A 9,940-nucleotide genomic window follows, 5' to 3' on the forward strand; every position below is an offset into this window, starting at 1 on the left:
CACGCGGCTCGCGGCCATGGCGCGCAGCTCGGGCTTGTAGATCTTGCCGACGTTGGTCATCGGCAGCGCATCGACCAGCGCCACCCACTTGGGCTTGGCGGGTGCCTCGTCGACGCGCGCGGCGGTGAAGGCCAGCAGCTCGTCCTCGGTGGCGGCGCCGCCGGGCACCAGCGTCGCGAACACCACGGGCAGCTCGCCCGCGTAGGCATCGGGCGCGCCGACCGCGGCGCAGACCTGCACCGCGGGATGGGCGCTCAGTGCGTCCTCGATCACCTTGGGATCGATGTTGTGGCCGCTTCGGATGATCAGGTCCTTCGAGCGGCCCGTGAGGTTGAGCCGCTCCTCGCTGTCGATCCAGCCGAGGTCGCCGGTCGCGAGCCAGCCGTCGGCCGTGAAGGCCTTGGCGTTGTCGGCCGGATCGACGAAACCCGAGAACACGTTGGGCGACTTGAACAGCACCATGCCGGTCTCGCCGCGCGGCACTTCGCGGTCGCTCGCGTTGCCGTGCTCGTCGAGCGCCACCACGCGCATCTGCATGTAGGGCAGGCGAAAACCGACGCAGCCTGCGGGACCGTCGACGCCGGGCGGCGTGATGGTGGAGATGCCGGCCATCTCGGTCATGCCCAGGCTCTCGTGCACGTGCAGGCCGAACAGGCGCTCGAAGCGCGCGGCGAGTTCGGGCGAGAGCACGGCCGCGCCGGTGCGGCAGTAGGTGATCGAGGAGATGTCGGCGCCGTCCAGCGGCACGTTGGCCAGCGCCGCGAGCACCGTGGGCACGGCCGACAGCGAGGTCGGGCGGTACTTGGCGACCAGCTTCCAGTAGTTGGCCAGCACCTGCTTGTTGCGCAGCAGCGAGGGCGTGGGAATCACCACCTCCACGCCGGCCGACAGCGAAGCCAGCGAGGCCGGCAGCACGCCCGCGACGTGGAACAGCGGATAGCCGTTGATCGAGATGCCGTGCTCGTTCATGCCCGCGACCTGCACGCTGGCCCAGGCGGTGAACACCTGCGCGCCATGGCTGTGGCGCGCGAGCTTGGGTGCGCCGGTGGTGCCGCCGGTGTGGAAGTAGGCGGCGATGTCGCTCGAAGCAATGTCGCGGCCGCTCACGAGGCGGTCATCGGGTTGCGCGGTGCGCAGCGCCTCGAAGTCGGCCACGCCCTCGGGCAGCGCGCCCGCCGCGCCCGGCGCCTCGTCGTGCGGCGCCACGCGCAGCAGGGTGGTGAGCCCGGGCACCTGGCCGCGCAGGCGCAGCGCCTTCGACCACATGCCCGACTCGGCGTCCGAGCCGTAGGCGATCAGCACCTTGGCGCGGGCCGCGGTCATCAGCGCGACCAGCTTCTCGTCGGTGAGCAGCGGATTGAGCGGCTGCACGATGCCGGCCGCCTCGCCGCCCCAGAGCGCGAGGTGGTATTCGAGGCAGCCCGGCAGCAGCACCGCCACCGCGTCGTTCGGGCCCACGCCCAGGTCGTGCAGCAGGTTCGCGGTCTGATGGATGCGCGCGAGCAGCCCGGCATACGACCAGCGGATCGGCGCATCGTCCGGGTTGCCGGTGCGCAGGAAGGTCAGCGCCGTCTTGTCGCCGAAGGCATGGCCCGCGTTGCGGAAGATCTCGTAGGTGCTGCGCACCGTGAGCGCCTGCGCCAGCGGCGTCTGCTCGAGCGCGTGGATGTCGGCGAGGCTGCGCACGGGGCGCGCGGGCCGGAACGGCGCGCCCACGGGCGTCGCGTAGTCGTTGTCGTGCCGGTCGTTCCTGTCGGTCATGGCCTGTCTCCTTGTTCCCTTGAAATCGTCGCCGTGTCGGCCCGGCTGTTTTACTGGTTCGTGATGTGGTTGTCGCGGATGACCTTGCCCCAGCGCTCGAAGTCCTGGCGCATGCGCTCGGCGGTCTGGTCGGCGCTGCGGTAGGCCGCGAACGAGCCCACGCCCTGCAGCTTCTCCTGCACTTCCTTGTCGGCCAGCGCCTTTTTGAGTTCGGTGCTCATGCGCTCGACCACGTCCTTGGGCGTGCCGGCCGGTGCCAGCAGGCCGCCCCACGAGGTGGCGTCGAAGCCCGGGAAGCCCTGCTCGGCCACCGTCTTCACGTCGGGCAAGAGGCTCACGCGCTGGCCCGAGCCGACCGCGATGGCGCGCAGCTTGCCGGCGCGGATGTGTGGGATCACGGCCACCAGGTCCGAGAACATCGCGGGCACCTGGCCGCCGATCAGGTCGGTCACGGCCGGTGCGCTGCCGCGGTAGGGCACGTGCTGCATCTCGAACTTGCCGATGTTCTTGAGCTGCTCGGTCGTCAGGTGGCCGAAGCTGCCGGCGCCCGCGGTCGTGTAGTTGAGCTTGCCGTTCTCGGCCTTGGCCTTGGCGATCAGGCCCTGCAGGCCGGTCACCTCGGGCAGCGCCTTGGGATTGACCACCAGCACGATCGGCAGGTCGTAGACGCTGCCCACGGGCGTGAAGTTCTTGAAGATGTCGTAGCCGGTCGGGCCGTAGAGGTGCGAGGCCAGCAGCGTGGGCGTGGCCAGCATCACGAAGGTGTAGCCGTCGGCCGGCGCGCGCGCGGCGGCGGCCGCGCCCACGGTGCCCGAGGCGCCGCTGCGGTTGTCGATCACGATGTTCTGGCCCAGCGCGGCCGACATCTTCTGCGCCACGATGCGCGAGGCCACGTCGGTGGGACCGCCGGGCGGGAAGGGCACGATCAGCGTGATCGGCTTGGCCGGCCAGGCCTGCGCGAAGGCGGCACCGGCGGCGAGGGGAAGGGCGAGCGCGAGGAGTGCACGGCGAAGAGGACTGCGGAGGGGACGGAGAGAGAGGGAGGCCATGACTTCTGCTTCAGGGGAACAAGGTGGCGCCGTCAGACGACGCCGCTGCTTTTCAGCGCTGCCAGCTTTTCATCCGACAGGCCGAGCAAGGACTGGAGCACGTCGTGCGTGCCTTCGCCCAGGGTGGGCGGCGCGCTGCGCACCGGCAGGCGCTCGCCATCGAAACGGTAAGGGGGCGCGAGCACGTCGACCGTGCCCGCGACCGGATGCGGCTGGCGCGTGACCAGGCCGGCGTCGGTGGCGCGCTTCGATTGCAGCGCTTCGAGCAGGCCCAGCACCTCGCCGCAGGGGATGCCGGCGGCGCTCAGTTTTTCGAGCAGCGCGGCGCGCGGGCGCTTCGCGAGTTCGGCATGCAGTTGCGGCAGCAGCACCGCGCGGTTGGCCGAACGCAGGATGTTGGTCTTGAAGCGCTCGTCGGCCGCGAGGTCGGGCCGCTCGATCACCTCGGTGCAGAAGCGCGCGAACTGCGCGTTGTTGCCCACGGTGATGACCAGCGGGCCGTCGGCCGCGTCGAACACGCCGTAGGGCACGATCGAGGGATGCGAGTTGCCGTAGCGCGGCGGGTCCTCGCCCAGCAGCAGCGCCTCGAGGCCGTAGTAGGCGGTGATCATCAGGCCGCAGTCGAACAGCGCCATCTCGACGTGCCGGCCCTTGCCGGTCTTCTCGCGCTGGTAGAGCGCGGCGAGGATGGCCTGCGCCGAGTACATGCCGGTGAACAGGTCGACGGCCGCCACGCCGAACTTCAGCGGCGGCTGGCTGGCCTCGCCGTTGAGCGCCATCAGGCCGGCTTCGCCCTGCACCACGAGGTCGTAGCCGGGGCGCGCGGCCTCGGGGCCGGTGCGGTCGTAGCCCGAGATCGAGCAGTAGATGAGGCCGGGGTGTTCCTGGCTCAGCTGCTCGTAGCCCAGGCCGAGCTTGTCGATGCCGCCGAACTTGAAGTTCTGGATCAGCACGTCGCACTGCTTCGCGAGATCGCGCGCGAGCTGCTGGCCCTCGGGCGTCTGCAGGTCGAGCGTGACCGAACGCTTGTTGCGGTTGACGCTGTTGAAGTAGGCGGTCTCGGTCTTGCCGACGCGCAGGCCCCAGTCGCGTGTGTCGTCGCCGCGGCCCGGGTGCTCGACCTTGATGACCTCGGCGCCCATGTCGGCCAGCACCATGCCGCACCAGGGGCCCGCGAGGATGCGGGACAGGTCGAGGACGCGCACGCCGGCGAGCGGCAGCGAGGAATTCAGCGAGGGCATGGTGGCTCCGGAAAGACGTGAGACCTCGGCGCGGGTGCGCGCGAGGCCGGGGGGAGAGGCTGCGACGGTGGCGGGCGGCGTCAGGACTTGTCCTGCCGCCGCAGCGCGGCGAAGTCGGCCTTGCGCTTGCCGAGGAAGGCACCGATGCCTTCGGCGGCCTCGGCATCGGCCTGCGACTCGACCATGTAGACGGCCTCGGCCTCCAGTTGTTCCTCGAGCGTGGCGCGGTGCGCCTGGCGGCACAGCGACTTGATGCGCGCGCTCGCGCGCTGCGGGCCGTTCGCGACCTTGGCCGCGAGCGCGATCGCCTCGGCCAGTGCCGCGCCCTTGTCGGTCAGGCGGTTGACCGCGCCCAGCGCATGCAGGCGCTCGGCCGGCAGCCGGTCGCCGGTCAGGCACAGCTCGGTCAGCAGCTGGCGCGAGACGAACTCGGCCAGGAAGGCGGTGGCGCCGCCATCGGGCGTGAGACCGACCTTGACGTAGGCCACGGTGTAGAAGGCATCGCGTGCCGACACGAGCATGTCGCAGGCCAGCGCCATCGACAGGCCCGCGCCCGCGGCGCCGCCCTCGACGGCCGCGATCACGGGCTTGCCGCAGTCGCGCAGCGCGCGGATCAGGTTGTGCAGGCCCTCGAGCTTCTCGCGGCGTTCCGAGGCGGGCAGCTCGCGGCGCTTGGCCAGCAGGTTGAGGTCGCCGCCCGAGCAGAAGAAATCGCCGGCGCCGGTGAAGACGATGGCGCCGACCTCGGGGTCGTCCTGCGCATCGGCCAGCGCGGCCGCGAGCTCGGCATACAGCGTGGGCGTGATCGCGTTGCGCGCGCCCGGGTTGCTGTTGGTGAGGATGCGCACGGCGCCTTCCTGCGAGATCAGCACGGTCTTGTTCTCGCTCATGCCGCCACCTCTTTACCGAGCGAGATGTAGCGCTGCAGGTGATGGTCCTCGTCGCCGAGCTGGTGGTCGATCATCACGAGGCGCTTGGCGTAGTGGGGCAGCGGCAGTTCCCAGGTCATGCCGATGCCGCCGTGCATCTGGATGCTTTCCTCGGCCACCAGCGCGCCGATGCGGCCGATGCTGAACTTGGCGGCCGACAGCGCGCGCTCGCGCGCGAGGCGGTCGCTGCCGTCGATGGCGGCCGCGGCATTGATGACCGCCGAGCGCGCCTGCTCGATCTCGAGCAGCAGGTCGGCCATGCGGTGCTGCAGCGCCTGGAAGCTGCCGATCAGGGTGCCGAACTGCTTGCGCGTGCGCAGGTAGTCGAGCGTCGCGGTCTTGGCCGCTTCCATCGCGCCCACGGCCTCGGCGCACAGCGCGAGCACGCCACGGCCGATGGCGCGTTCGAGCGTCGCGGCACCCTGGCCCTCGGCGCCCAGCAGCGCATCGGCGGGCAGCTTCAGGCCGTCGAACGAGAGTTCGGCGACACGGCCGCCGTCGATCGAAGGGCAGCCGCGCACGGTGAGGCCTGCCGTCTTCGCGGGCACGAGGAACAGCGAGATGCCGGCTTCGTCGTCCACCTTGCCCGAGGTGCGGGCCGAGACCAGGAACAGGTCGGCCTGTTCGCCTTGCGGCACCACGGCCTTGGCGCCGTTCAGCACCCAGCCGTCGCCGCCGCGCTCGGCCTTCGTCTGCACACGCGTGCGTTCGTAATGCGTGTCGGCCTCGTCGTGCGCGAAGGCCGCGACGGTCACGCCGTTGATGATGTCGACCAGCTTTTCTTTCTGCGCATCCGTGCCGGCCGCGCCGAGCGCCTCGCCGACCATCACCGCGCCCAGCAGCGGCTCGACCACGAGGCCGCGGCCCAGGGCCTCGAAGACCACGGCGATGTCGAAGCCGCCGCCGCCGAAGCCGCCATCGGCCTCGCTGAACAGCGCGCCGATCACGCCGAGTTCGGCGAACTGCTGGAAGATCTCCTTGCTGAAGCCGTGTTCCGACTTCGCGATGCGGTCGCGCGCATCGAAGGCGTACTGCTCGCTGATGAAGCGGTTCAGGCTGTCGGCGAGCATGCGCCGGTCTTCGCTGTGTTCGAAGTTCATTGCATCTCTCCTTTACAGGCCCAGGATCATCTTGCTGATGATGTTCTTCTGGATCTCGTTCGAGCCGCCGAAGATCGACAGCTTGCGGTTGTTGAAGTAGCGCGAGGCGGCGGCCGAGGCGTAGGCCGGGCCGAAGGTCTCGCCGGTGAAGCCGTCCTTCAGCGCCTCGGCGATGAAGGGGCGGCCGTGGACGCCCATCGCGCGGCGCGCCAGCGACGAGATCTCCTGGCGGATCTCGGTGCCGCGGATCTTGAGCATCGAGCTCTCGGCGCCCGGCACGCCGCCGCCGGCCACCGCCGCGATCACGCGCAGGTTGGTGGTCTTCATGTTCTCGAGGTCGATCTCCACGCGCGCCAGGCGCGCCGCGAAGGCCGGGTCGTCCGACAGCGGCTTGCCGTTCTTCGTCTGCGTGGCGGCAATGCCCTTGAGCTGCTCGAGCGCGGCCACCGAGAAGCCCACGCCCGCGATGTTGGTGCGCTCGTAGGTCAGCAGGTACTTGGCGCAGGTCCAGCCCTTGTTCTCCTCGCCCACGAGGTTCTCGGCCGGCACGCGCACGTCGGAGAAGAACACCTCGTTGACCTCGTGCTCGCCGTCGAGCGTGATGATCGGGCGCACTTCGACGCCCGGCGATGTCATGTCGATCAGCAGGAAGCTGATGCCTTCCTGCTTCTTCGCCTCGCGGTTGGTGCGCACCAGGCAGAAGATCATGTTGGCGTGCTGGCCCAGCGTGGTCCAGGTCTTCTGGCCGTTCACGATGTAGTGGTCGCCCTGGGCATCGATGCCGCGCACGGCCGAGGTCTTCACGGCCGCGAGGTCGGAGCCCGCGCCGGGTTCCGAATAGCCCTGGCACCACCAGTCGGCGCCGTTGAGGATGCGCGGCAGCCAGTGACGCTTCTGCGCCTCGTTGCCGTACTTGATGAGCACCGGCCCGAGCATGTTCACGCCGAAGGGCACGATGCGCGGCGCGAAGGCCAGGGCGCACTCGTTCTCGAAGATGAACTTCTCCACCGCCGTCCAGCCCGGGCCGCCGTACTGCTCGGGCCAGTGGTTGGCGAGCCAGCCGCGCGCGTCGAGGATGGCATGCCATTCCTCCATGTCGGCCTTCTCGAGGATCTTGCCGCCGCGCACCTTGTCCGACAGCCGCGCGGGCAGCTTGTCGGCCAGGAAGGCACGCACCTCGCCGCGGAAGGCTTCTTCTTCGGGGGTGAAGTTCAGGTCCATCGCGCGCTCCTCAGTAGATTTCGAACAGGCCCGCGGCGCCCATGCCGCCGGCGATGCACATCGTGACCACGGCGTACTTGGCGCCGCGGCGCTTGCCTTCGATGAGCACATGGCCCGCGAGGCGCGCGCCGGTCATGCCGAAGGGGTGGCCGATCGAGATCGCGCCGCCGTTGACGTTGAGGCGTTCCGAGGGAATGCCCAGCCGGTCCTGGCAGTAGATCGATTGCGAGGCGAAGGCTTCGTTGAGTTCCCACAGGTCGATGTCCTCGACCTTGAGGCCGTGGCGCGCGAGCAGCTTGGGCACGGCGAACACCGGGCCGATGCCCATCTCGTCGGGCTCGCAGCCCGCGACCGCGAGGCCGCGGAAGGCGCCCAGCGGCTGGATGTTGGCGCGTGCTGCGTCCTTGGCTTCCATCAGCACGCAGGCCGATGCGCCATCGGAGAGCTGCGAGGCATTGCCCGCGGTGATGAACTTGTCGTCGCCCATCACGGGCTTGAGCTTGGCCAGCGCCTCGTAGGTGGTGCCGCGGCGGTTGCAGTTGTCCTCGGTGGCCGTGACCTCGCGGTGGGTGACTTCCTTGGTCTCCTTGTCGGTCACTGCCATGGTGGTGGTGCAGGCGACGATCTCGTCCTTGTAGCGGCCGGCGAGCTGCGCCTCCTCGGTACGGCGCTGGCTCTCGGCCGAGAAGCGGTCCTGCGCCTCGCGGCTGATGTTGTAGCGCTGGGCCACGATGTCGGCGGTCTCGATCATGGCCATGTAGAGCGCGGGCTTGTGCTCGACGATCCACGGGTCCATGCCGTTGTCGCCGCTGTCGGTGGCGCTGCGGCTGCGGATCTGCGAGATGCTTTCCACGCCGCCCGCGATCATGGCCGGCGCGCCGTCCACCACGATGCGGCCCGCGGCCATCGCGATCGCCTGCAGGCCCGAGGCGCAGAAGCGGTTGACGGTGGTGCCGGCGATCGAGATCGGCAGGCCCGCGCGCACGATGGCCTGACGCGCGATGTTGCGGCCGGTGGTGCCCTCGGGATAGCCGCAGCCGAGGATGGCGTCCTCGATCAGCGCCGGGTCGAGGCCCGAGCGCTCGACCGCGGCCTTGACCGCGAAGGCCGCCAGCGTGGGGCCGGGGGTGATGTTGAATTCGCCGCGGTGCGCCTTGGTGAGCGGGGTGCGGGCGGTGGAAACGATGACGGCTTCACGCATGGGGATGTCTCCTGGAGGCTGGCTCTGTGTGATTACTCGGATTGATTGAGGCTCGCGAAGTCGGCGCCGCGCTCGACCAGCTGCACCAGCAGCGGCGACGGCTTCCAGAAGATCGGGTCTTCCTTCGCGAACTCCTGGATGTCGGCCAGCACCTTGGGCAGGCCCACCATGTCGGCGTACTTCATCGGGCCGCCGCGGTGGCGCGGGAAGCCGTAGCCGTAGAGGAAGGTCACGTCGACGTCGAGCGGGCGCAGCGCGATGCGCTGCAGCACGACGTTGGCGCCCTCGTTGATCATCGCGGCCATGTAGCGGCGCATGATCTCCTCCTCGGTGAAGTCGCGCGGCTTGACACCCGCGCGTTCGCGCTCGGCGTCGATGATCGCCAGCACCTCGGGGTCGGGCTGGCCGGTGCGCGCGCCTTCGGGATAGAGGTAGTAGCCGCGCTGCGTCTTCTGGCCGAACCAGCCGCGCTCGCAGATGCGGTCGGCCACCTGCACGTAGCGCGCCTGCGGGTCGCGCGTGGCGGCCTTGCGCTTGCGCGTGGCCCAGCCGATGTCGCCGCCCGCGAGGTCCGAGACCTGGAACGGGCCCATCGGGTAGCCGAAGTTGCGCACGGCGGCGTCGATCTCGTAGGGCGAGGCGCCGTCCTCCATCATGTGGTCGGCGGCCTGGCGGTACACGGCCAGGATGCGGTTGCCGATGAAGCCGTCGCACACGCCCGCGCGCACCGGCACCTTCTTGAGCTTCTTCGCGAGCTCGAAGCCGGTGGCGACCACGTCGGCGCGCACCTTGGCGGGCACCACGATCTCGAGCAGCTTCATGATGTTGGCCGGCGAGAAGAAGTGCAGGCCCACCACGTCCTGCGGCCGCGAGATGCTGGCGGCGATCTCGTCGATGTCGAGGTAGGAGGTGTTGGTGGCCAGCACCGCGCCCTGCTTGCAGACGCGGTCGAGCTCGGCGAACACGGCCTTCTTCACGCCCATGTCCTCGAACACGGCCTCGACCACGATATCGACATTGGCGAGCGCGTCGTACGAGGTCGAGCCCGAGAAGCGCGCCAGCACGGCGGCCTTGGCCTCGGGCGTGATGCGGCCCTTGGCGATCAGGCCGTCGTAGACCTTCTCGACGTTGGCGCGGCCGCGCGCGAGCTGGGTGTCGTCGCGCTCGATCATGGTCACGGGCAGGCCGGCGTCGAGCATCGCCACCGCGATGCCCGCGCCCATGGTGCCGCCGCCGACGATGCCGGCCGACGTCAGCGGCCGCGGGCTCGCGGAGCGGGTCTCGGGCGCCTTGAGCACTTCGCGCTCGGCGAAGAAGGCGTGGACCAGGCCGGCGCGCTGCGGGCTGTCGATGCACTGCAGGAACAGCTTGCGCTCGAGCGCCATGCCTTCGTCGAAGGGCAGCGTGAGCGCGCCCTCGACCGCCTCGACGATCTTCA

The 9,940-nt window shown here is 69.9% G+C and carries 8 protein-coding genes; all 8 read right to left on the minus strand.

Features of this window, described 5'->3' with window-relative positions:
• A partial coding sequence (locus AC27VN_RS21870) for an acyl-CoA synthetase (protein WP_490877878.1) occupies window positions 1-1,761 on the minus strand: 1,761 nt, incomplete at its 3' end.
• Between the two features lie 50 nt (window positions 1,762-1,811).
• Complete coding sequence (locus AC27VN_RS21875) at window positions 1,812-2,810, minus strand: Bug family tripartite tricarboxylate transporter substrate binding protein (protein ID WP_490877879.1); 999 nt, start codon at window positions 2,808-2,810, stop codon at window positions 1,812-1,814.
• A 32-nt stretch (window positions 2,811-2,842) separates the two neighbouring features.
• Window positions 2,843-4,051, minus strand: coding sequence for a CaiB/BaiF CoA transferase family protein (locus tag AC27VN_RS21880; protein WP_296781065.1), 1,209 nt, complete (start codon window positions 4,049-4,051; stop codon window positions 2,843-2,845).
• A gap of 80 nt (window positions 4,052-4,131) precedes the next feature.
• The gene (locus tag AC27VN_RS21885) at window positions 4,132-4,941 is read right to left on the minus strand and encodes an oxepin-CoA hydrolase, alternative type (protein WP_209542524.1); all 810 of its coding nucleotides are present in this window, start codon (window positions 4,939-4,941) and stop codon (window positions 4,132-4,134) included.
• Window positions 4,938-6,080, minus strand: coding sequence for an acyl-CoA dehydrogenase family protein (locus AC27VN_RS21890; protein ID WP_490877880.1), 1,143 nt, complete (start codon window positions 6,078-6,080; stop codon window positions 4,938-4,940). The genes AC27VN_RS21885 and AC27VN_RS21890 overlap by 4 nt, the downstream gene beginning before the upstream one ends.
• Window positions 6,081-6,092: 12 nt before the next feature.
• A complete protein-coding gene (locus AC27VN_RS21895; protein WP_490877881.1) occupies window positions 6,093-7,301 on the minus strand; it encodes an acyl-CoA dehydrogenase family protein in 1,209 nt (402 codons plus the stop codon).
• Between the two features lie 10 nt (window positions 7,302-7,311).
• Complete coding sequence (locus AC27VN_RS21900) at window positions 7,312-8,502, minus strand: acetyl-CoA C-acyltransferase (protein WP_490877882.1); 1,191 nt, start codon at window positions 8,500-8,502, stop codon at window positions 7,312-7,314.
• A 32-nt stretch (window positions 8,503-8,534) separates the two neighbouring features.
• Window positions 8,535-9,940, minus strand: a 1,406-nt coding sequence (locus tag AC27VN_RS21905) for a 3-hydroxyacyl-CoA dehydrogenase (RefSeq protein WP_490877883.1), incomplete at its 5' end; no start/stop codon positions are given.

It is taken from the genome of Variovorax sp. 20P10.2.4 (assembly GCF_058244205.1).